At 67.8% G+C, this 19,108-nt stretch carries 24 protein-coding genes and 1 tRNA gene; 6 read left to right on the top strand and 19 right to left on the bottom strand.

Translation table 11 applies throughout. The features are described 5' to 3' along the window. Positions 1 to 115: 115 nt before the first annotated feature. Both serB and mfd read right to left on the bottom strand, forming a co-directional pair. The gene (gene serB / locus IE209_RS04680) at positions 116 to 829 is read right to left on the bottom strand and encodes a phosphoserine phosphatase SerB (RefSeq protein ID WP_189685797.1); all 714 of its coding nucleotides are present in this window, start codon (positions 827 to 829) and stop codon (positions 116 to 118) included. Positions 830 to 852: 23 nt separating this feature from the next. Then, positions 853 to 4,329, bottom strand: a complete 3,477-nt coding sequence (gene mfd, locus IE209_RS04675) for a transcription-repair coupling factor (RefSeq protein ID WP_189685796.1) — start codon at positions 4,327 to 4,329, stop codon at positions 853 to 855. A 104-nt stretch (positions 4,330 to 4,433) separates the two neighbouring features. Between mfd and ispD the strand changes: the two genes are divergently transcribed. Together ispD and ispF are read left to right on the top strand one after the other, a co-directional pair. Continuing rightward, positions 4,434 to 5,162 carry a 2-C-methyl-D-erythritol 4-phosphate cytidylyltransferase gene (gene ispD, locus IE209_RS04670; RefSeq protein ID WP_189685795.1) on the top strand — a complete coding sequence of 243 codons (729 nt, stop codon included), beginning with the start codon at positions 4,434 to 4,436 and terminating at the stop codon, positions 5,160 to 5,162. Further along, complete coding sequence (gene ispF / locus IE209_RS04665) at positions 5,159 to 5,641, top strand: 2-C-methyl-D-erythritol 2,4-cyclodiphosphate synthase (protein WP_189685794.1); 483 nt, start codon at positions 5,159 to 5,161, stop codon at positions 5,639 to 5,641. Before ispD ends, ispF begins: the two co-directional genes overlap by 4 nt. Here ispF and IE209_RS04660 read toward each other — a convergent pair whose 3' ends face one another. Then, complete coding sequence (locus IE209_RS04660; protein WP_229882686.1) at positions 5,642 to 7,063, bottom strand: sensor histidine kinase family protein; 1,422 nt, start codon at positions 7,061 to 7,063, stop codon at positions 5,642 to 5,644. A gap of 19 nt (positions 7,064 to 7,082) precedes the next feature. Next, positions 7,083 to 7,814 (bottom strand): osmolarity response regulator transcription factor OmpR, encoded by a 732-nt coding sequence (gene ompR, locus IE209_RS04655; RefSeq protein WP_145545401.1) that lies wholly within the window; start codon positions 7,812 to 7,814, stop codon positions 7,083 to 7,085. Between the two features lie 198 nt (positions 7,815 to 8,012). Between ompR and IE209_RS04650 the strand changes: the two genes are divergently transcribed. The 4 genes from IE209_RS04650 (at position 8,013) to IE209_RS04635 (ending at position 12,170) form a co-directional block, all read left to right on the top strand. Beyond that, complete coding sequence (locus IE209_RS04650; RefSeq protein ID WP_189685793.1) at positions 8,013 to 8,729, top strand: SIMPL domain-containing protein; 717 nt, start codon at positions 8,013 to 8,015, stop codon at positions 8,727 to 8,729. Between the two features lie 118 nt (positions 8,730 to 8,847). After that, complete coding sequence (locus IE209_RS04645) at positions 8,848 to 9,771, top strand: alpha/beta fold hydrolase (protein ID WP_189685792.1); 924 nt, start codon at positions 8,848 to 8,850, stop codon at positions 9,769 to 9,771. A 15-nt stretch (positions 9,772 to 9,786) separates the two neighbouring features. Next, positions 9,787 to 12,033: a RelA/SpoT family protein gene (locus IE209_RS04640; RefSeq protein WP_189685791.1), complete on the top strand. Its 2,247-nt coding sequence runs from the start codon at positions 9,787 to 9,789 to the stop codon at positions 12,031 to 12,033. A 60-nt stretch (positions 12,034 to 12,093) separates the two neighbouring features. Further along, positions 12,094 to 12,170: transfer RNA gene (locus tag IE209_RS04635), tRNA-Val, on the top strand. Positions 12,171 to 12,673: 503 nt separating this feature from the next. Here IE209_RS04635 and IE209_RS04630 read toward each other — a convergent pair. From IE209_RS04630 to IE209_RS04560, 15 genes are all read right to left on the bottom strand, one after another. Further along, positions 12,674 to 13,696, bottom strand: a complete 1,023-nt coding sequence (locus IE209_RS04630) for a site-specific integrase (RefSeq protein WP_229882685.1) — start codon at positions 13,694 to 13,696, stop codon at positions 12,674 to 12,676. A gap of 2 nt (positions 13,697 to 13,698) precedes the next feature. Continuing rightward, positions 13,699 to 13,905, bottom strand: a complete 207-nt coding sequence (locus IE209_RS04625; protein WP_189685790.1) for a DUF4224 domain-containing protein — start codon at positions 13,903 to 13,905, stop codon at positions 13,699 to 13,701. Positions 13,906 to 13,969: 64 nt separating this feature from the next. Beyond that, positions 13,970 to 14,503 (bottom strand): HAD domain-containing protein, encoded by a 534-nt coding sequence (locus IE209_RS04620; RefSeq protein WP_189685789.1) that lies wholly within the window; start codon positions 14,501 to 14,503, stop codon positions 13,970 to 13,972. Further along, entirely contained in the window at positions 14,500 to 14,715 is a 216-nt protein-coding gene (locus IE209_RS04615) for a Lar family restriction alleviation protein (RefSeq protein ID WP_189685788.1), read from the bottom strand. The genes IE209_RS04620 and IE209_RS04615 overlap by 4 nt, the downstream gene beginning before the upstream one ends. Beyond that, positions 14,708 to 14,995 carry a phiTE_015 family protein gene (locus tag IE209_RS04610; protein ID WP_189685787.1) on the bottom strand — a complete coding sequence of 96 codons (288 nt, stop codon included), beginning with the start codon at positions 14,993 to 14,995 and terminating at the stop codon, positions 14,708 to 14,710. The genes IE209_RS04615 and IE209_RS04610 overlap by 8 nt, the downstream gene beginning before the upstream one ends. Then, on the bottom strand, positions 14,992 to 15,234 hold the full coding sequence (locus IE209_RS04605) for a hypothetical protein (protein WP_189685786.1): 243 nt from the start codon (positions 15,232 to 15,234) through the stop codon (positions 14,992 to 14,994). Before IE209_RS04605 ends, IE209_RS04610 begins: the two co-directional genes overlap by 4 nt. After that, positions 15,234 to 15,413: a hypothetical protein gene (locus IE209_RS04600; protein ID WP_189685785.1), complete on the bottom strand. Its 180-nt coding sequence runs from the start codon at positions 15,411 to 15,413 to the stop codon at positions 15,234 to 15,236. Before IE209_RS04600 ends, IE209_RS04605 begins: the two co-directional genes overlap by 1 nt. After that, positions 15,410 to 15,763 (bottom strand): hypothetical protein, encoded by a 354-nt coding sequence (locus IE209_RS04595; RefSeq protein WP_189685784.1) that lies wholly within the window; start codon positions 15,761 to 15,763, stop codon positions 15,410 to 15,412. Before IE209_RS04595 ends, IE209_RS04600 begins: the two co-directional genes overlap by 4 nt. After that, the gene (locus IE209_RS04590) at positions 15,760 to 15,975 is read right to left on the bottom strand and encodes a hypothetical protein (RefSeq protein WP_189685783.1); all 216 of its coding nucleotides are present in this window, start codon (positions 15,973 to 15,975) and stop codon (positions 15,760 to 15,762) included. The genes IE209_RS04595 and IE209_RS04590 overlap by 4 nt, the downstream gene beginning before the upstream one ends. Next, a complete protein-coding gene (locus tag IE209_RS04585; RefSeq protein ID WP_189685782.1) occupies positions 15,968 to 16,909 on the bottom strand; it encodes a hypothetical protein in 942 nt (313 codons plus the stop codon). Before IE209_RS04585 ends, IE209_RS04590 begins: the two co-directional genes overlap by 8 nt. Next, positions 16,899 to 17,195 carry a hypothetical protein gene (locus tag IE209_RS04580; protein WP_189685781.1) on the bottom strand — a complete coding sequence of 99 codons (297 nt, stop codon included), beginning with the start codon at positions 17,193 to 17,195 and terminating at the stop codon, positions 16,899 to 16,901. The genes IE209_RS04585 and IE209_RS04580 overlap by 11 nt, the downstream gene beginning before the upstream one ends. Beyond that, positions 17,192 to 18,301: a DUF551 domain-containing protein gene (locus tag IE209_RS04575; protein WP_189685780.1), complete on the bottom strand. Its 1,110-nt coding sequence runs from the start codon at positions 18,299 to 18,301 to the stop codon at positions 17,192 to 17,194. Before IE209_RS04575 ends, IE209_RS04580 begins: the two co-directional genes overlap by 4 nt. Positions 18,302 to 18,316: 15 nt before the next feature. Continuing rightward, positions 18,317 to 18,526, bottom strand: a complete 210-nt coding sequence (locus IE209_RS04570) for a hypothetical protein (RefSeq protein ID WP_189685779.1) — start codon at positions 18,524 to 18,526, stop codon at positions 18,317 to 18,319. After that, positions 18,523 to 18,735: a hypothetical protein gene (locus tag IE209_RS04565; RefSeq protein WP_189685778.1), complete on the bottom strand. Its 213-nt coding sequence runs from the start codon at positions 18,733 to 18,735 to the stop codon at positions 18,523 to 18,525. The genes IE209_RS04570 and IE209_RS04565 overlap by 4 nt, the downstream gene beginning before the upstream one ends. Before the next feature lie 28 nt (positions 18,736 to 18,763). Beyond that, complete coding sequence (locus IE209_RS04560; RefSeq protein WP_189685777.1) at positions 18,764 to 19,084, bottom strand: hypothetical protein; 321 nt, start codon at positions 19,082 to 19,084, stop codon at positions 18,764 to 18,766. Positions 19,085 to 19,108 lie beyond the last annotated feature (24 nt).

The following is a 19,108-nucleotide window of genomic DNA, read 5'->3' as shown; positions in this document are numbered from 1 at the left end:
CCGCCGACTTGCAAACAAATAAGCGCGGTGTTGCGGGACATCCAAAACCCTTTCAACACCGCGGCGCATCGGCCTGCAAAATCGTTTCCCCGCGCCCGTGCCGCCGGGCGGGCCGTCAGTGGCGCAGCAGTTCGAGCAGGCGGTCCAGCCCACCGGTTTCGATCGACACCATGGCTTGCTCGCGCACCTTGGGCTTGGCGTGGTAGGCCACCGAGAGACCTGCTTCGCTCATCATCGGCAGGTCGTTGGCACCATCGCCGACCGCGATGCATTGCGCAGGCGTCGCGCCCAGCAGCGAGGCGACCTCCAGCAGCGTGCGGCGTTTCTCGGCACCGTCGCAGATGTCGCCCCAGGCCTGCGGCACGACACGGCCCGTCAGCAGGCCGTCGGCTTCGTCGAGCAGGTTGGAGCGCGCGAAGTCGATGCCCAGACGGTCGCGCACGCGGTTGGCGAAGAAGGTGAAGCCGCCCGAGACCAGCAGCACCTTGAGGCCGGCGGCCTTGCAGGCGGCAACGAGTTCGGATGCACCTGGATTCAGGCGCAGGCGGTCGTCATAGACCTGTTGCAGTGCAGCGACCGGCACGCCCTGCAGCAGTGCCACGCGGCGCGTGAGGCTCTCCTTGAAGTCGCGGATCTCGCCGCGCATGGTGGCCTCGGTGATGGCCGCGACCTCGGCCTTCTTGCCGACCGCGTCGGCGATCTCGTCGATGCACTCGATGTTGATCAGCGTCGAATCCATGTCGAACGCGATCAGCTTGAAATCGGACAGCGCCAGCGGCGGCATGAAGCCGCGGACCACGAGGCCGGGCGCGAAGGTGGATGCAGTCATGGGAGGCTTGGGGTTAATCGAATTCAGGCGGCCTGGGCCACGGGCTGGCCCAGGTGGCGCAGCACGTCGCGCACCATCTGCGCGCGGTCCTTGGGTTCGGGCAGGGCGCGCTCGATGCGCAACTTCTCGTTGCCCACGAGCTTGATGTGCTTGTTCTTCTGGATCAGCTCGATGATGCGCATGGGCTCGATCGGTGCGTCGGGTTTGAACGTGATATGGATCACGCCGGGCGCGGCGTCGACCTTGACCACGCCATAGGGGCGCGCGAGCACGCGCAGCCGGTGCACGTCGATCAGCGTCTGGGCCTGCGTGGGCAGCTTGCCGAAGCGGTCGACGATCTCCTCCAGCAACCGGTCGACCTGGTCGCTGTTCTTGGCCGTGGCCAGCTTCTTGTAGAAGGACAGGCGCAGGTGCACGTCGCCGCAGTAGTCGTCGGGCAGCAGGGCGGGCGCGTGCAGGTTGATCTCGGTCGTGACCGACAGCGGCGCCAGCAGGTCGGGCTCCTTGCCTTCCTTCAGGCTGCGCACGGCTTCGGACAGCATCTCGTTGTACAGCTGGAAGCCCACCTCCAGCATGTTGCCGCTCTGGTTCTCGCCCAGCACCTCGCCCGCGCCGCGGATCTCCAGATCGTGCATGGCCAGGTAGAAGCCCGAGCCCAGTTCCTCCATCTGCTGGATGGCCTCGAGCCGCTGCTGGGCCTGCTTGGTCAGTCCGTCCACGTCGGGCACCATGAGGTAGGCATAGGCCTGGTGGTGGCTGCGGCCCACGCGGCCGCGCAGCTGGTGCAGCTGGGCCAGGCCGAACTTGTCGGCACGGCTCATGACGATGGTGTTGGCCGTCGGCACGTCGATGCCGGTCTCGATGATGGTCGAGCACAGCAGCAGGTTGCTGCGCTGGGCCGTGAAGTCCCGCATCACACGCTCGAGCTCGCGCTCGGGCATTTGTCCGTGGGCCACGGCGATGCGGGCCTCGGGCAGCAGCTCCTCGAGTTTGGCGCGCCGGTTCTCGATGGTCTCGACCTCGTTGTGCAGGAAGTAGACCTGGCCGCCGCGCTTCAACTCGCGCAGCACGGCCTCGCGGATCACGCCGTTGTTCTCGCTGCGCACGAAGGTCTTGATGGCCAGGCGCCGCTGCGGCGCGGTGGCGATGACCGACAGGTCGCGCAGGCCCTCGAGCGCCATGCCCAGCGTGCGCGGGATCGGCGTGGCCGTCAGCGTGAGCACGTCGACCTCTGCGCGCATGGCCTTCATGGCTTCCTTGTGGCGCACGCCGAACCGATGTTCCTCGTCGATGATGAGCAGGCCCAGGTTCTTGAACTTGACCGAGCTGGAGAGCAGCTTGTGCGTGCCGACCACGATGTCCACGCTGCCGTCGGCCAGGCCCTTGGCGGCGTTCGTGATCTCCTTGGCCGAGCGGAAGCGGCTCATCTCGGCGATCTTGACCGGCCACTTGGAGAAGCGGTCCACCAGGGTCTGGTAGTGCTGCTCGGCGAGCAGCGTGGTGGGCGCCAGGAAAGCCACCTGCTTGCCGCCCGTGACGGCGACAAAGGCCGCGCGCAGCGCGACCTCGGTCTTGCCGAAGCCCACATCGCCGCAGACCAGGCGGTCCATGGGCTGGGGCGAGACCATGTCCTGGATCACGGCGTGGATGGCGGCCTTCTGGTCGGCCGTCTCCTCGAAGCCGAAGTCGTTGGCAAAGGCCTCGTAGTCCTGCGGCGAGTAGCGGAAGGCATGGCCTTCGCGCGCGGCGCGGCGCGCGTAGATGTTGAGGAGTTCGGCCGCGGCGTCGCGCACCTGCTCGGCGGCCTTGCGGCGCGCCTTGTCCCACTGGCCGGAGCCCAGCTTGTGCAGCGGCGCCTCGGCCGCGCTGACGCCGGTGTAGCGGCTGATCAGGTGCAGCTGGCTGACGGGCACGTAGAGCACGGCCTTGTCGGCGTATTCGAGGTGCAGGAATTCGGTGCTGCCCTGGCCCAGGTCCAGGTTCACGAGGCCCAGGTAGCGGCCGATGCCGTGCGCGGCGTGCACCACGGGGTCGCCCACGTTGAGCTCGGCCAGGTCCTTGATCAGCGCCTCGACGTCGCTGACCTGTTCCTGCTTGCGCCGCCGGCGCGCCGTCGGGCCGGCCGCGAACAGCTCGGTCTCGGTGACGAAGTCGATACCGCCCTCGAGCCAGGCGAAGCCCGCGCCCAGCGCGCCCGTGGCCATGCCCAGGCGCTCGCTGCTGGCCTCGAATTCCGCGAGGCTGTCGAACACGGGGGGCTGTAGCTGGCTCGCACGCACGAAGTCCAGCAGGCTCTCGCGCCGGCCGTCGGATTCCGCCAGCAGCAGCATGCGCTGCTGGGTGTTGCGCAGATGGCTGGACAGGCGCGCCAGCGGCTCGTCGGCGCCGCGCACCACGGCCAGCGGGGGCAGGGGCGCAAATTCGGCGTAGGGGGCGGCCTCGGCCGCCGCGGCCTGCGCCGGGCGCAGCGCGAGCTGGCTGTGGGCGTTGGCCTGGCCGTAGAACTGCTCGCTGGACAGGAACAGCGCCTCGGGCGGCAGCACCGGCCGGTCCGGATCGCCCACCAGCACGCGGTGGCGCTCGCGCGTGTCCTGCCAGAAGCGCTGGAACGCGGCTTCCAGGTCGCCGTGCAGCACCACGGTGGCGCCAGCGCCCAGGTAGTCGAAGACGGTGGCCGTCTCCTCGAAGAACAGCGGCAGGTAGTACTCGATGCCGGCCGTGGCCACGCCGTTGCCCATGTCCTTGTAGATGCGGCTGCGCGTGGGGTCGCCCTCCAGCAGTTCGCGCCAGCGGCTGCGGAAACGCGCGCGGCCGGCGTCGTCCATCGGGAACTCGCGGCCGGGCAGCAGCCGCACCTCGGGCACGGGATACAGGCTGCGCTGGCTGTCGGGGTCGAAGGTGCGGATCGAATCGATCTCGTCGTCGAACAGGTCGACGCGGTACGGCACGGGCGAGCCCATGGGGAACAGGTCGATCAGCCCGCCGCGCACCGCGTACTCGCCCGGGCTCACGACCTGGGTCACGTGGTTGTAGCCGGCCAGCGTGAGCTGCGACTTGAGCCGCGCTTCGTCCAGCCGCTGCTTGGCCTTGAACTGGAAGGTGGTGCCGGCCAGGAAGCTGGGCGGCGCGACGCGGTACAGCGCGGTGGTGGCGGGCACGAGCACCACGTCCACGCCGGCCGCGGGATCGCCCTGGGCCGCGCCCGCGTAGAGGCGCCACAGCGTGGCCAGGCGCTCGCTGATCAGGTCCTGGTGCGGCGAGAAGGTGTCGTAGGGCAGGGTCTCCCAGTCCGGGAACAGTGCGCAGCGCAGCGTGGGCGCGAAGAAGGGCAGTTCCTCCAGCAGGCGCTGGGCGTCGGTGGCGTCCGAGGTGACGATGGCGACGACCTTGCCGCCGGCCTTCTCGCGCTCGGCCAGCCGGGCCAGCAGCAGTGCGTCGGCCGAGCCGGGCGGGCGGGGCAAGGTGAAGCGCTTGCCGGGGATGAGCTTGGGGAGATCCATGGAAGTGGGCGTGGGCGCAAAACGCAAAAGCCCCCCGCCGGGTGAGGGCGGGGGGTGTTGCGTGGATTGTAGGCAGGGTGTCCTGCCTTTCTAGAATCGTGCCGATGAGCGAATCTTCAACCGCGCAGCGCCTGTACGCGCTGATCCCCTGCGCCGGCAGCGGCAGCCGTGCGCAGGCGCCGGGCGCCACGCTGGCCAAGCAATACCAGAGCATCGCCGGCCAGCCCATGGTGATGCACACGCTGGCCGCCTTCGCGGCCGTGCCCGCCATCCGCGACGTGCTCGTGGTGGTGGCGCCCGGTGACGACTTCTTCGAACACCACAGCGCACCCTGCGTGGTGCGCGATTGCGGTGGCGACTCCCGTGCGCGCAGCGTGCGCAACGGTCTGCATGACCTGTTCGAGCAGGGCGCACGCGGCGACGACTGGGTGCTCGTGCACGATGCCGCGCGCTGCCTCGTGACGCCGTCCCAGATCGAGGCGCTGGTCGCGGCCTGCCGGGACGATCCGGTCGGCGGCCTGCTCGCGCACCGGCTGCCCGATACGCTCAAGCAGGAGGACGGCAGCGGCCGCGTGGCCGCGACGCTGCCGCGCGACGACAAGTGGTTGGCGCAGACGCCGCAGATGTTCCGCATCGGCCTGTTGAGCCGCGCGCTCGACGCCGCACTCGCAAGCGACCCCGACGCCGTGACCGACGAGGCCAGTGCCATCGAGGCCCTGGGCCTGGCGCCGCGGCTGGTGCCGGGCGGCGCGCTCAACTTCAAGGTGACCTATCCCGAGGATTTCGCACTGGCCGAGCAGGTGCTGCGCGGCCGGGCCGGAGAAAAACCATGAACTTCCGCATTGGCGAAGGCTGGGACGTGCACGCGCTCGTGCCGGGCCGGCAACTCATCATCGGCGGGGTCACGATCCCCTACCACCTGGGGCTGCTGGGCCATTCCGATGCCGACGTGCTGCTGCACGCCATCACCGACGCTCTGCTGGGCGCAGCCGCGCTGGGTGACATCGGCACGCATTTCTCCGACACCGACCCGCAGTTCGCGGGTGCCGACTCGATGAAGCTGCTGGTCGAGGCGGCGCGCCGCGTCGCGGCCAAGGGTTGGCGCATCGCCAACATCGACAGCACCGTCGTCGCCCAGGCGCCCAAGCTCATGCCGCACATCCCGGCCATGCGCGCGGGCATCGCGCAGGCGCTGGGGCTGGAGGTCGACCAGGTGAACGTCAAAGCCAAGACGGCCGAGAAGCTCGGCCCCGTGGGCCAGGGCCAGAGCATGGAGGCGCGCGCCGCCGTGCTGCTCGAGCGCGCGGTCTGATCAGCGCAGCGCGCGGCGCAGCTTGATGTGGGCGGCCAGGCCGCCCGTGCGGGTGTTGGCCAGCTGGAACTGGCCGCCCATGCGTTGGATGGCGGTGTCGACGATGGACAGGCCCAGGCCCGCGCCTGTGGCGGCCGTGCGCGCGGTGTCGCCGCGGAAGAAGGGCTTGGACAGGTCGGCCAGCTGCGACTCGCTGACGCCCGGGCCGCGGTCGCGCACCTTGATCAGCACCCACTCGTCGCGGCCCTTGGCGGCGATGTCGATGTCGGCGACGTCCGTGCCGGGCGTCTTGCCGTAGCGGCGCGCGTTCTCCAACAGGTTGGACAGCACGCGCGCGAGCTCGGTGGCATCCGACATGACCATCAACGGCTCGGGCAACTGCACCTTGATGCGCATGTCCTCGTGGTCGCGCACGGCATAGCAGCAGGCGTCGATGATCTTGTTCAGCGAGACGGGCTTGAGGTCCATGTGGTCCGGCCGCGCGTAGTCGAGGAACTTGTCGATGATGCGGTCCAGCTGCTCGATGTCGGCCACCATGTGGGCGCGCGCATCGGCATCGGCCACGCTCATCTCCGTCTCCAGCCGCAGCCGCGCGAGCGGCGTGCGCAGGTCGTGCGAGATGCCGGCCAGCATGACCACGCGGTCCTGCTCGATCTTGGCCAGGCGCTGTGCCATGCGGTTGAAGCCGATGTTCACCTCGCGGATCTCGCCCGTCACGCCGCCTTCGTCCAACTGGCCGGCATCGAAGTCGCCCTCGCGGACGCGGCTCGTGGCCACCAGCAGGCGCTTGAGCGGGCGGTTGATGAGGCCGGCGATCAGCGCCGCGCCGGCCAGCGAGACACCGCCCGTGGTCAGCAGCCAGACCAGCCAGGTGCGGCCGCCACCGGGGTTGAAGCGCTCGCGGTCGGTCTGCAGCCAGTTCGGGTCGCCGTTGATCGTGAAGCCGACCCACAGGCCGGGCTCGCCGTTGACGGCACTGGCCACCACCGTGTCTGGCCCCAGACGCGACGCCAGGGCCGCGACGATGCGGCGATCGAGCGCGTCATCGTCGAGCGGCACATAGGTGTCGCTCGGCTCGTGCGGCGCGATGCGCACGCGCTCCTGCTCGGCCATGGCCTTGAGCAGCGACACGCGCGCGATCGGGTCGGCGTACTGCAGGGCGGCACGCGAGAGGTTGACCAGGGCGGCGATCTGCTGGGCTGTCTGCAGCGCGCGCGGCTCGAATTCGAGCTCGCGCATGGTCTTGAGCCAGGCCAGCATGCTGCCCAGCAGCAGCACGGCCAGCAGGATGAAGGTACGCCAGAACATGTTGATCGCAAGCAGCGACCGGACCATGCTCTTCTTGGGGGGCAGCAGCTCCAGCGGTGCCGGACTGGTGGCGTCCGGGAAGTCGGGGGGCTGCGTGCTGCGACTGAACGGCACGACAGGCGAGCGTGCTGCCTCAGTTGGCGCCGTCCGGCACGAACACGTAGCCCACGCCCCAGACCGTCTGGATGTAGCGCGGCGCGGCGGCGTCCTGTTCCACGAGCTTGCGCAGGCGTGAGACCTGCACGTCCAGGCTGCGGTCGAAGGGCTCGAATTCGCGGCCGCGGGCCAGCAGGGCCAGCTTCTCGCGCGACAGCGGCTGGCGCGGATGCCGCACCAGGGCCTTGAGCATGGCGAACTCGCCGGTCGTGAGCGGCAGTTCTTCACCGTTCTTGCGCAGCGTGCGCGCGCCCAGGTCGAACGCGAACGGGCCGAAGCTCGTGACCTCGTTGTCGGTGGAGGGCGCGCCGGGCGCCTCTTTCACGGGGCGGCGGCGCAGCACGGCGTGGATGCGCGCCAGCAGTTCGCGGGGGTTGAAGGGCTTGCCGAGGTAGTCGTCGGCGCCGACTTCCAGGCCGACGATGCGGTCGATGTCCTCGCCCTTGGCCGTCAGCATGATGATGGGCGTGCGGTCGTTGGCGGCGCGCAGGCGGCGGCAGATCGACAGGCCGTCCTCGCCCGGCATCATGAGGTCCAGCACGATGAGGTCGGCGGTTTCGCGCAGCATCAGCCGGCTCAGCGCCTTGCCGTCTTCTGCGAGGATGACTTCGAAGCCTTCCTGCACGAGGTAGCGACGCAGCAGATCGCGGATGCGCGAGTCGTCGTCCACTACCAAAATCTTGTCGGGTCGGGAAGAAGTCTGGGACATGGGCAGGCTGGGAAATGTGTAACAGCGGCAATTCTGCAACGGTCTGGCGGCGATTTCGGCGAAAAGCCCCGTTCGGCACACACTGTTACAAGTGCGCGCAGTGGCTTCATGAGATGTATACGAATCGCGTCGACCATGAAAAAGGGCGCGGCCAAGGCTGTGCTACGGTCCGTTTTTTTGATGAAAGGCTTTGTCCCCATGTCCCGTTCCCGTCTGCATTCTTCGCTGCTGGCCGCCTGCCTGGGCGCCGCTGTCCTGCTGCCAGCACACGCGCAGGGCGTGCAGCCAGTGCCGCAGAACGTGGTGCAGTTGTCCGCCTCGGGCGTGGTGGAGGTGCCGCAGGATTTCCTGAGCATGACCCTCAGCACCACGCGCGAGGCGGCCGACGCCGCGGCCGTGCAAAGCCAGCTCAAGACCGCCATCGACGCGGCCCTGGCCGAGGCGCGCAAATCCGCCCAGCCCGGCCAGATGGATGTGCGCAGCGGTGCCTTCAGCCTGTCGCCGCGCTACACCAAGGAAGGGCGCATCAGCACCTGGCAGGGCACGGCCGAGATCGTGCTGGAGGGCCGCGACTTCGGCCGCATCAGCAGTGCGGCCGGGCGCGTGCAGGGTCTCACGGTGGGCCAGGTCGCGTTCAGCCTGAGCCGCGAGGAGCGGGCGCGTGTGGAAGGCCAGGCCCAGGCCCAGGCCATCGCGCAGTTCAAAGCCAAGGCAGCCGAGATCGCCAAGAGTTTCGGCTTTGCCGACTACGGTCTGCGCGAGGTGTCGGTGATGGCCGACGAGGGCGGCATGCCGCGGCCGCGCATGATGCCCATGCAGGCCAAGGCCTCCTACGCCGATTCGGCGCCGGTCCCGGTGGAGGCCGGCAAGAGCACCGTCACGGTGACCGTCTCGGGCGGCGTGCAGCTGCGCTGAAGCCAGCCGGCCGCGCGCGTACGCCATTCGGCGGACCCGCGCGGCGGCCCGCCCGGCAGCGCCGGCGCCTATCCTTTAGGATGGGCCAGCTGGCCGCATATCTCACGAATCCTGCACCATGACCGCTCCTGTTCTGCACCATGTCGTCTGTCCGGGCCCTGCAGCCACGCCCGGCGGCGCGGATGGCCACCGCATGGCCTACTGGCAATGGGGCGACACTGGCAACCCGCACGTGGTGGTCTGCGTGCACGGGCTGTCGCGCCAGGGCCGCGACTTCGATGCGTTGGCGCGCATGCTGGCGCCGCACATGCGCGTGGTCTGCCCCGATGTCGTGGGCCGCGGCCGCAGCGACTGGCTGGCGGATTCGGCGCACTACCAGATCCCGGTCTACGTTGCCGACATGCTGGCGATGCTGGCGCAGCTGCAGGCGCAGTCGCCGATCACGCGGCTGGACTGGGTCGGCACGAGCATGGGCGGCCTGATCGGACTGGTGGTGGCCGGCCAGCCCGGCCTGCCACTGCCTGCGCCCGTGCGCAGCTTGGTGCTCAACGATGTGGGCCCGGTGGTGCAGTGGGAAGCGTTGCAGCGCATCGGCACCTACCTCGGCAAGGGCGGCAGCTATGCCTCGCTCGAGCAGGCGGCTGAGGCCATGTGGGCCGTCTCCACCGGCTTCGGCCCCCACAGCCCGCAGCAGTGGCTGGACCTGTCGCGCCACATGGTGCGGCCGGCCGTGGCCGGCGCGCCGGACGGTCCGCTGGTGCTGCACTACGACCCGCGCATCGCCGAGCCCTTCAGGACGCTGACGCAACAGGCGGCCGAGCAGGGCGAGGCCGTGCTGTGGCAGTTGTATGACCGCCTCGAGGCCGAGACACTGCTGCTGCGCGGGGCCGAGTCTGACCTGCTGGCGCGGGCCACGGCCGAGCAGATGGTGCAGCGCGGCCCGCGCGCGCGGCTGCTGGAGTTCGAAGGCGTTGGCCATGCGCCGACGCTGGTCGCCGATGACCAGCGGCAGGCCGTGGTGGAGTTCCTGCGGCGTGACTGAAGCGAAGAGCCCGTGGTGAAGGCGTCCAGCGCGCAGCCGGCAGGGCCGTTGAGCACGCCCGTCCCCGTCAACGACCTGATCGCGGCCAGCGAACGCACCCTGGCCGACCAAGTCCATGCGCTGGCGCGCGCGCGCGCCTTCGCCGAGCCGCTGATCGCCGACGAGACCCTGGATTCGGGCGAGAACACGCTGGCCCATGCCGATGCCGTGGCCGCCATCCTGCGCGACGTGGGGGGCTCCGAAGCCATGCAGGCCGCCAGCTATCTCGTGCACGCCTGCGTGCACCTGAACCGGCCGCACGAAGTCATCGCCAAGGCCTTCGGCGAGAACTTCGCGACGCTGGCCGTGGAGACCACGCAGCTCATGCGGGTGCAGCGGCTGTCGCGCGGCGCACTGTCATCCGGGCACCTGGTCGACGACGCCGGCGTGCAGACCGAGACCGTGCGCAAGATGCTGCTGGCGTTCTCGCGCGACCTGCGCGTGGTCATGCTGCGCCTGGCCTCGCGGTTGCAAACCCTGCGCTGGCATGCCGCGAGCAAGACGCCGGTGGCCGAGGCCATGGCGCGCGAGTCGCTGCAGGTGTTCGCGCCGCTGGCCAACCGCCTGGGCATCTGGCAGATCAAGTGGGAGATGGAGGACCTGGCCTTCCGCTTCCTGGAGCCTGTCACGTACAAGGAGGTGGCGCGGCTGCTGGACGAGAAGCGCGTCGAGCGCGAGGCCGGCATGGCCCAGCTGCGCGCGACGGTCGAGGCCGACCTGCGGGCGCAAGGCATCGCCGCGACGGTGCAGGGCCGGCCCAAGCACATCTACAGCATCGTCAAGAAGATGCGCGGCAAGTCGCTGGACTTTGCCCAGGTCTTCGACGTGCGCGCGCTGCGCGTGATCGTGCCGGCCGTGGCCGATTGCTACGCCGTGCTGGCCTGGGTGCACGCCCACTTCCAGCCCGTGCCGGGCGAGTTCGACGACTACATCGCCAAGCCCAAGGGCAACGGCTACCAGTCGCTGCACACTGTGGTGCGGCCGCGCCTGGACGGCGACGAGGCGGGCCGGCCGATCGAGATCCAGATCCGCACGCAGGCCATGCACGACCATGCCGAGCATGGCGTGGCCGCGCACTGGGCCTACAAGGAGGCCGGTGCCAAGGGCTATGCTGGGGTCTCCGCCAGCGGTGCCTACGACGCCAAGATCGCCGTGCTGCGCCAGCTGCTGGCCTGGGAGCGCGATCTGTCGGGCGCCATGCGGCCCGAGGGCCTGCCGGCCAGTGGCGCCACGGACCTGCTCAGCGACCGCATCTACGTGCTGACGCCCGATGCGGCCGTGGTCGAACTGCCGGCCGGCGCCACGCCGGTGGACTTCGCCTACTCGCTGCACACCAACCTGGGCCACCGCTGCCGCGGCGCGCGCGTGGACGGCGTCATGGTGCCGCTCAATACGCCGTTGCAGAATGGCCAGACCGTGGAAATCACGGCGGCCAAGGAAGGCGGACCCTCGCGCGATTGGCTCAACGCCGAACTGGGCTACCTGGCCAGCCACCGCGCGCGCGCCAAGGCGCGGGCCTGGTTCAACGCGGCGGCGCTGCACGCCACCGTGGCGCGCGGGCGCGAGGCCGTCGAGAAGCTGCTGCAGCGCGAGGGCAAGACCGCCCTCAAGCTGGACGACATCGCCACCCAGCTGGGCTTCAAGTCGGCCGACGGGCTGTTCGAAGTGGTCGGCAAGGACGAATACTCGCTGCGCAACATCGAGTTGCTGTTGCGCCCCGCCGCACCGCCGCAGGACGAGGTTCCGCTGCTCAAGAAGGCGCGCAGCGCGCACAAGGGCGGCGTGCTCGTGGTCGGCATCGATTCGCTGATGACCCAGCTGGCTAAGTGCTGCAAGCCTGCGCCGCCGGATGCCATCGTCGGCTTCGTCACGCGCGGCAAGGGCGTCAGCATCCACCGGGCCGATTGCAGCAACCTGCGCGAGATGGCGGCGCGCAACGCCGAGCGCGTGATCGAGGTCGAGTGGGGCCAGCAACGCCAGGAAACCAGGGCCGTGTACCCGGTCGACGTGGCCGTGGAAGCGGCCGACCGGCAAGGCCTGCTGCGCGACATCTCGGACGTCTTCACCAAGGAGCGCATGAACGTGATCGGCGTGCAGACCCAGTCCGTCAAGGGCACGGCCTGGATGACCTTCACGGTCGAGGTCGCCGATGCGGCGCGACTGGCGCGCGTGCTGGGCGTGGTGGCCGAAGTGCAGGGCGTGCGCTCGGCACGCCGTCGATAAATTTTTTGCGAGAGAGATGACAGAGCGCCAAAACTCTGTCTATAATCGTGGGCTTACGACAGGCGCGTAGCTCAGCTGGTTAGAGCACCACCTTGACATGGTGGGGGTCGTTGGTTCGATTCCAATCGCGCCTACCAAATTTGGTAGAAAAATCAGGCACTTAGCGGGTTCGCTAAGTGCCTTTTTTGCTTGCTGGAGCGTAATAACGAGCGCCAGGGCTCAACGCAGGGGTGAACAGATCAGCGGATGGTGCAAGCGATCCTGAGCCGCATCCCGTAGTTTGCGACCCTCACTGTGTATGCCCATGGGTGTCCCCCGAAGCCTGAAATTGTCAAAAACAAATTTCACTCTGGGAGCATCTTGGGGAGACGCAAGCGCGGGATCTGGTTGCGCGGCCTGGCGCCCCGTGAACCATCGTCACTCTTGCAAGTCCCTGGTTTCCAAAGACTTTGGAGTGTGGTGATGAATCGCTTCGAACTGAAGCGATGGTGCCCGGGGCCGGAATCGAACCGGCACACCTTTCGGTGGGGGATTTTGAGTGCCCATGCGAAATGGCTTAACCATGCGGCATTTCGGCCGATAGTTGGCGCATCCGGGGCCGGTCAGGCCCCGAATGGAAACCAAACTTGGCGCCTACGATTTATCGCACCGCCTTCAAGGTCTGCGCCTTGGTCCGGTAGTGCTTCTCGGTGAGCGCCTTGCTGCTGTGCTGCAGCAGCTTTGACGCCTCGTCTACGTCGCCCGCCAAGTCAGCCGCGCGGCTGCGCATGTCGCGGTTGTACATAGCCCGAATCTGCGCGGCGAACTCTGGATTACCGGCCTTCTCTGCCTTCTTCGCAGCCTTCGCGCGCGCGTCGTCCCACCGGTCGTTCAGCATCCGCGCAGACACCTGCCGGCCGGTCGGCGTCGTCAGCAGCATGACGCTGTGCGCCTTCTTCGGCCGCCGCTCGACCACATCCGTAAGGACCGGTGAGTCGGCGACGACAAAGCGCACCGGCTTGCCCCTCTTGCTGGTCTTGATCTGCAGCGCGCCATCGGCCGGCACCCGGATCGTCCGCACGTCGGTCAGGCGCAGGCCCGTGGCGCTGGCGATGTCCATGCAGTCCTTGAGCACCTGGTCGGCCTCGGCGTAGACCGCAGCGAACAGCTCGTCGGTGACCTCGAACTCTCGCGCCTGCTCGGGGTTCTTCCAGTTCTTGATGCCCTGGGCTGGCCATGGCTTCTCGGTCATGCCCCACAGGAGGGCGCGACCCCAGATCACCTGGAGCAATGACATCTCCCGGTTACCCTGCACTTTGGCCGGACGGTGGTCCAGATAGGACCGGAGAACGGGCAGCGTGATCTCCTCCCAGCTCATCTCCCCGAGGATGCCCTCCAGCCGCTTCAGGTTCTTGGCATAGCCCTTGCGGGTTTCCTCGCTGGCGTAAGTCGGCAGCAGCTCGTTGCGCCACCGGTTGAACGCCTCCTGCAGGCGGCCGATCGTTCGCGGCTTGTGGTTGTAGAGCTCGTCCCATTTCTGGATCGCCTCGGCGTAGTCGGACCCGAGACGGATGTCGGGCTGACCATCAGGGCGCATGTCGTAGACGTAGTAGACATAGGCCTGCCCGCCCTTGCCTTTGTAGACCTTAGTGCGCAGGCGCGGGTGCTTCGTGATCTTGGGCATCGCTACGCCGCCTTGGACCAGTTCGGGCCGTTGGACGACACCATGCGCTTGCCTTCCAGCCAGCGCCGGACATGCTCGGTCGAGACGATGATCTTCTTGCGCACGACCCGGTGCGGTATGCCTTGCTCGGTGAGCCAGGCGTCTTGCTTCGTGTGGTCCGCGAAGCCGGTGAGTTTTCGGACGTCAGGGGTTTCGAGGAATTCGCTCATCACGATCTCCAAAGAAAAAGCCCGCACGGGGCGGGCTCGGGTTGGTCTGGCCAGGGAGCGGTGCTCATGGCGTTGGTTGCGGCTCTCCCCAGTCCAGGGCCTTGGCGGGCGAGAGAGGCCGGCCGCGGTTGGCCTGGTTGAAGTAGCCCACGCCGAACAGGTCGCACAGCTTGACGTGCTCTTCCCATCCGTAGCCGTGGGCCCCATTGGTCTTGACGAATCGGTGCATCTGCTCGGACAACATGTCGCTGTCGTCGTCCACGATGGCGTAGCTCTCGACTTCGGGATGCGCCTCCAGCCAGGCTGCGATTTCGGAGCCACGGATGCCGAGCATGGTCGGGGTGCGGTCAATGATCGGCAGATCAAGCGCCGCGCCCAGGCTCGTCCACTCGGCATCCTTGCGCCAGGTGGAAGACAGAACGATCTTCAAGCCCGCGGCGGCGCACGCGGCGCGCAGCAGTCCGACGGCGACCGGATCGAGAAGCTGCATGCGCTCTGGCCGCGTGCGCAAATCGCTGCACCATGGGATGCCGCCCAGGCCGACCGCGGTGCGGTGGCTGTTCAGCACGCCGTCGATGTCAAGGAACAGGACGTTCATGTCGCACCTTTCGACGTCCCGAGGGAGAGGGTGGGAACCGGCGCGCGCACGTTCCAGGTGGCGATGGCGGCGGTTTCGTCCTGGCAGTAGCCGGTGCTGGCGTCGCATTTGAGGCAGAACACCTGCCAGGCCCAGCCGAACCGGTCCGAGTCTTCCGCTACGTCGGCGGTATCGCCGCAGAATGGGCGGGGCAAGAGCGTCGGGTCAGGCATGGGGCGGCTCCGATCTCCAAGTCCCGCGCAGCACGCTTATGCAGTCATCGCTGTCCAGCATGTAGTCGCCGTCGGCTGCCGCATCGTCTGCGGCCTTGATGCGAGCGCAAAGGTCTTCGACCAGGCCCACGCGCGCCGCCTGCCATGTGACCCAGTGCCGGTTTGCCGAGTCGCACGCGTAGACCTGGGGCTGTTCGGCCCGGCGCTTCAGATGTCGCTCGGCGCTCCGTTTGCCGCGCGTGGTCAGCCAGTGTGCCTCGAAGGCGTCTCTGTCGTTCATGGCTTTTCTCCAGAGGTGGCCGCCGGCCCCTTGCGAAGCTCGCCGATGATCTTGTTTCGCTGGCGCTCGGGCAGCCGGACCAGTTCCGTGAATGCGGACAGGACCGACGCGGCTACCAGCCGCTCGCTCATCGTCAACTGCCCGGCGTAGCGAGCCGCCCACTCCAGCTCGTTGAGGCGCTTTCCCGGGGCTGGCCAGCACATGCCGTCGAAGTGGCGGTAGACGGACGGTTCGGCCATCACGCACCTTCCTTTCCATGGGTCGCGGGCCACACCACGCGGTGGTCGAATGCCTGCGGCGCGGCCTTGAAGTCCTCCAGCACCAGGTCCGGGTGTACATCGTCATAGTGCTCGCCGCGCTTGATGGCCACGAGCACTTCGTCGTCGGCAACCTCAATGGTGATCGTCTGCTTGGTCATGCGCCTTCCTTTCCATGTGGCTGCTCTGAGGGTAGAAATTGGGCCCGGCCGTAGTTCGGCTCCAGTCCGATCTGACGGCGAAACGCGTCGCTGCTTGGATGCGTAAGCGTGTACCAGTCGTCGCGCAAGGCGGCCTCGTAGCGCTCGGTCAGGGCTCGTGCCACCGGGTCGTGTGCGAGCCATCGCGCATCGCCTGTGATCAGTATCCGCAGATGGTCGAGCTGACGAGCCTGCCAGTCTCGGCGCTCGCGCCATGCCTTGAATCGGTCGGTCGTCGTGATCCAAGCGGCAGCTGCGGCGAGGCCGGCCAGTGGGACTAGCGCAAAGGCAAAGTCTGCAATGAAGCTCATGGCGCGCTCTCCTGGGCGGCGCGCTCGTAGCTGACGACGCGGCGAAGGCCAAGGGCGTGTAGCGTCGCGTCGCTGGGCTCGGTCTTCTGACCGCTGGCCAGCCGAGACAGATAGCCGGCATCGCAGCCCAACGCGCTGGCCGCGGCGCGCAGCGATCCGTAATCCTCCGCCAGTTCGGCGATGCGCTCTTGAAGGGTAATCGCGTCAGCCATGCTGGCTCCAGCGCGCGAGCGACGGCAGCGGCTCGGGTCGCTGCTCTCCCTGCTCCTGGGCGGCGCGCAACGGCGAGCCCTGCAGGCCGTGGCGCTTGAGGTAGTCCAGCGCCTTTCCGGGCAGATCATTACTGGGCGCGGCCTGGCGGAGCGAATGGGCGAGTCGGCGCACCGTGTGGGCCAAGTCGTCCACCCGAGGTTCAGGCAGCGGCGCGAGGGCGCGCAGGCTTTCCGCGATCTCTTCCAGCTCCTGCACGTACTCGGCGCCGTCGCCGGGGAAGTCCGTGCCGCCGGTGTCGGGGTCGTAGCTTCCATGCTCGTTGACGTAGGCGTCACGGCGGGCTTCAACCCAGCGAGCAGCCGCCTCCATTGCTGGATGCGTTGCCACCACCTGTGCCTGGGGATCGGAAACCGGGGCGGCATAGACCGTGGTCAGCCGATGGACGTCCGGGTAGCGCTCGGCCGCATCCCGGTCTGCGGCCAGCTTTGCCTCCTGGCAGTCGCCGGCCTTGTGCAGCATGCGGAACCCGTCGGCTCGCTCGTACACCCATCCGTAGGGCTCGGCTTCTGGCGCAGATGCAGCCTCCAGCTCGGCGATCCGTGTGCGAGCCGCGGCCAGCATGCCCCCGGTGGTCTGCAGCTCGCGGCGGTGGCGCTCGATCACGGCCTGCGCCGTCTCCTCGCGCTCTGTGGCGTACTGGCGCCAGTCATCTGGCGCCCGCGCCGGGCCGACAGCATCTGGCGCAGATGCGAGTGCTGCGGCCTCTTGGTAGGCTGCCATCCGCACCACGTCCACGCCTGCCGCCCATCGCTCCATTTGCTCGAAGTGCGCTTGCACGATCTGATCGTTCTGGCCAAGGCCGCGCAGTGCCGCGCAGGTGCCGCGAAGATACGCTGCCAGCCCGTCAAGCTGGTGGGGGATATCACGTTGCATGGGAACCTCCTGGGGTGGCGGCCTTGGGGCGAGCCGGGTTCATCGGCGGCATGACGCCGAACAGCCGGTACAGCAGCGCCTCGCGCGGCCCCAGGTAGCGACACTGGCCCATGGCGCTGATGAGCATGAAGCCGTCGCGGGTCTTCTTCACGCGCAGCGTCTTGGCGCCGAGACGGTGGGCCAGCTCGTGCAGCATGTGCTTTGCCTGGGCCTGCGGCTTGTCGTCGTTGTAGGTCAGGCAGCGGGCCACGCCCTGGGCCTTCTCGATGGCTTCGGAATCGGTCATGGCTTGTCCTTTGCTGTGGCTGCGGCGACCGGGGCGGCCGGCAGGCGGCGCGGCATCCAGTGCGTGACACGATGCAGGTTGTCGCTGGCGAACCATTCACCCGTGCGCATCCAGCCGCCGACCGCAGGGCCTGCCGGCTGCTCATACTCGGGCATGAACTCGTCTTCGGTGACGAGCTCGCCATCCCAGGTGTAGACCTTCACGCCGTCGTCTTCCGCGTCCTCGGCAAAGGCCGGGAGGCGGTCGTCTACGTTGATCCAGCCGTCCGACGTGTAGCCCTCGGGGGTCGGAATCTTTGGCCGGTCTCGGCCTTGCAGGTCTTCCTGCGCCTCAAATCGGGGGTCGCCGACCTCACCACCCCACCAGTCTTGCTGGTTGCAGATCCATCGCGCGCACTCGGCGGCTGTCTTCTCGTCGTCGCCGGCCTCGATGTAGAAGGCTTTCGCGGCGGCGGTCCAGTCGGCGCGCGAGATCGGCGCCGCCTTCCCGACATCCGCCCTCAGTCTGGCGATTTCCTCTAGCATGGCCGCATCGCGGTCCGCGCGGGTGGCGAACTGGCTCATCGCAAACTCTTGGGCTACATCGGCGGCAGACCCGGACAAGATGGTTCCACCCTGTGCTACCAGTGAAGCGATCCTTCCCATCTCTTTGTCCAGCGCTTCATCGAGAAACACGCCGGACTTTCCGCGGACGATGGCGCAGTCCACCATGTAGCGGCGCAGCAGCCGATACCTAGCAGCATCTGCGGAGTCCGGGTCATCAGGCTTCGATGTCGATGCGCCGTGATGCCACAGGAACGCGCAGTAGGCGGCTACGTCGCGCGGGTCGCCTTTGGCGATGTGCTCCAACAGCTTTCTGCGGCATTCATCCATCCAGTCGGGGGACGCCCAGCCGTCGCTGTAGCCGTATTTCTGCTCCGCGGCGGTTAGCTTTTCCAGTAAGGCCGCAGCAAAGCGTCTCACAAGGTCTACCGTCAAGGGGTGCGGACTCTTGGCTTGACTCCGGCTTCCCGGCGTCGAGGCGGGTTGTATCGCACGGGCGATTGTCTCGGTAACGTATTTACTCCACCGCCAAGTTGCAGAGGGCTGGTTCAGTTCAGTGGTCATGGGATTTCCTTTGCGTTAGCGGGTGGGTACGGGCTCGCAGACACCCACACCCGTTCCGGGGTGCTCCGCCTGCCAGGTCTGAACCATCTTCTGGCAGGCCTGGAGGTCCAGCACCGGCCCGACACGAGCGATGCGGGTGATCTTCGTCACCTGCACGGTCTGCGAAGTCACCTGTTCGGTGTTGATGGAGAACAGCACGAAGATGAAGACGAAAAGGGGTGTCATGGTGTGTGCCGAGTGATGTTGGACCGGCGCGCTGAGAGGGTGCGGATGCGCTTGACGGCGGCTTCGTGGGCTTTCTGCAGTCGCATCTCGGCCGCTTCGGTGTCGGCAGTTTCATCCGGCCAGATGCCGAAGAAGTCGTCGTTCTCCAGCAGGGACGCCGCGTATTCCAGTGCCTCGCGGGTAAGTTGGTGGTGTGTCTTTCTGGTCATTTGGATGTATGTCGGCAGAACGTGGGAATCAGGCCGCCGCGGCGCGTTTGTGGGTGCAGTCGCCCGCGAAGCCGCAGAGCTTGCCTCCGACGATCACGCTGCCGCACATGACGCCGGGCCGGAACATTCCGCCGACTGCGCACTGCGGACGAGCGGCAGGCGTGACCTCGAAGTTCGAGAGGTCGGCGTCGATAACTTCGCACCACACAACGTCGGGTGCATCCACCTTGGCGAACTGGTGCCACCGGCCGTTTCTTGGTTCGCACAGGCCAAGATAAACCAGCCGCTCGGGCTGGTTCTTCCAGTTGTAGCGGCCGCCGATGCGCAGCGTGTCGGGTTTGAGGCTCACGATTTCGATCCTTCAGCGGGGAGG

This window comes from Pseudorhodoferax aquiterrae (assembly GCF_014652235.1).
GTDB lineage: Bacteria > Pseudomonadota > Gammaproteobacteria > Burkholderiales > Burkholderiaceae_C > Pseudorhodoferax > Pseudorhodoferax aquiterrae.
This window is presented reverse-complemented; position numbering and strand designations above follow the sequence as displayed.